The sequence below is a fragment of the Rhizobacter sp. P3_B12 genome, from assembly GCF_056402895.1.
The window spans coordinates 1-1,424 of record NZ_JBFUGN010001283.1 but is presented as its reverse complement, the minus strand read 5'-3'; the positions used below and the strand labels follow the sequence as shown (position 1 = coordinate 1,424).

Sequence of the window (1,424 nt, the reverse complement as noted above, 5' to 3'; positions counted from 1 at the left end):
CGGTGTGCTCGTCGACCAGGCCGGCACCGGCGTCCTGCGTGTCGCGCACGTGCGAATCGATGCTGTCGTCGGTGCCGAGCACGCCGACGATGCCGCCCTGCGCCCAGGCGGTCGCGGCCTCGTCGAGGTTGCGCTTGGCCAGCACGACCACCGGCCGGGTCTGTGCGATGTGCAGCGCGACGGTCAATCCCGCCAGGCCCGCGCCGACGATCACGACCGGCAGGGAGGAAACAGCTTCAGCGCGCGACGAGGCCATGAGGCGGACGCAGAGTGGGAGACGGGCGATTCTATCGGCGGCCTCCTGCACCCCTGGGCGCCCATGGCAAAGGCGCGGCCGCGCGTCAAGCCCCAAGTCGGCGGAGAAAGGCGAGGCTTTTTGCGACCTTTGCCCCTGTCACATCCTGAAACAAGCTCCTACACTGCCGCGTCAGGTCACCCCAGCAGCAAGTTCCCCCATGTCGAGCCTTCCCCCTTTCTCCACCGACGCCGAACCCGCGCAGGGCGACGCCGCAGACGGCTGGCAGGCCACGCGCGCGCAGACCGTGGTGGCCACCCAGATCCTCGGCAACGACGAGGACGACGCTCCCGAAGAGCAGCGCGACATCGGCCGCCAGGTCAGCGCCGACCAGCGCGAGCTGTTCGTCTCGTGCGACCCGGCCGAGGCGATGCAGCAGCAGTTCGAGTTGCTGCACCCCGACTACATCGCGCTGCACGACGTGGGCACCGTGTCGTCGCGCAAGCTGCTGGCCGGCGTGGCCGCGGCCAGCAACCGCTCGCTGCAGAAGCTGGTGATCCGCCGCCAGGGTTACGGCACGCCGCTCGCGACGCTCGAGTTCCTCGATTTTCCCGGCACCGACGGCAGCCTGCTGCGGCTGTACACCACGCAGGCCGATGCCGACACCACGGCGCGCCTGGCGCTGGCCCGCGTGCTGATGGGCTACAGCCAGCTGGCGGTGCTGATGGTCGGCGCACTGCCGGCTCACCTGCTCGAATCGACGCTGAAGCCGCTGCACGAGGCGATGGTGACCGGCCCGTGGTTCAACCGGCACATGCTGCTGCTGCCGCTGACGGCCACCACCGCCACGCTCGCGAGCTTCGGCACCGACATGGGCCGCGGCACCGGCGTGAACGTGCGCACGACGCCGCAGGTGACCCGCCCGGCCGACGCCTGGGGCTTCATCAGCGGCACCTGGAACAAGCTGCGCGAGCAAGGCGTGGGGAATCCGCGGCCGGTGGCGAAGGCCGCCCCGCAGGCCGCGCCCACCTCGATGCCGCCGATGGCGCCCCGCCCCGCCGGATCGTTCTCGAACTCCGTGCCCCCGCCGGCCGCGCCGACCCCGACGCTGCCGCTGGCCACCCCGCCGGCGGTCGCCTATCCGACCTCGTATGCACCGATGCCGCCCACACCTCAGGCGGCGCAGGCG

At 71.6% G+C, this 1,424-nt stretch carries 1 protein-coding gene and 1 pseudogene; one reads left to right on the top strand and one right to left on the bottom strand.

The annotated features are described in order from the left end of the window. On the bottom strand, positions 1–256 hold a 256-nt coding region (locus AC1D01_RS34550), incomplete at its 3' end, for an FAD-dependent oxidoreductase (protein ID WP_477874003.1). A gap of 199 nt (positions 257–455) precedes the next feature. On the opposite strand from AC1D01_RS34550, the pseudogene AC1D01_RS34545 reads away from it, so the two are divergent. Next, positions 456–1,424 (top strand): annotated as a pseudogene (locus tag AC1D01_RS34545) (hypothetical protein); the annotation flags it as partial.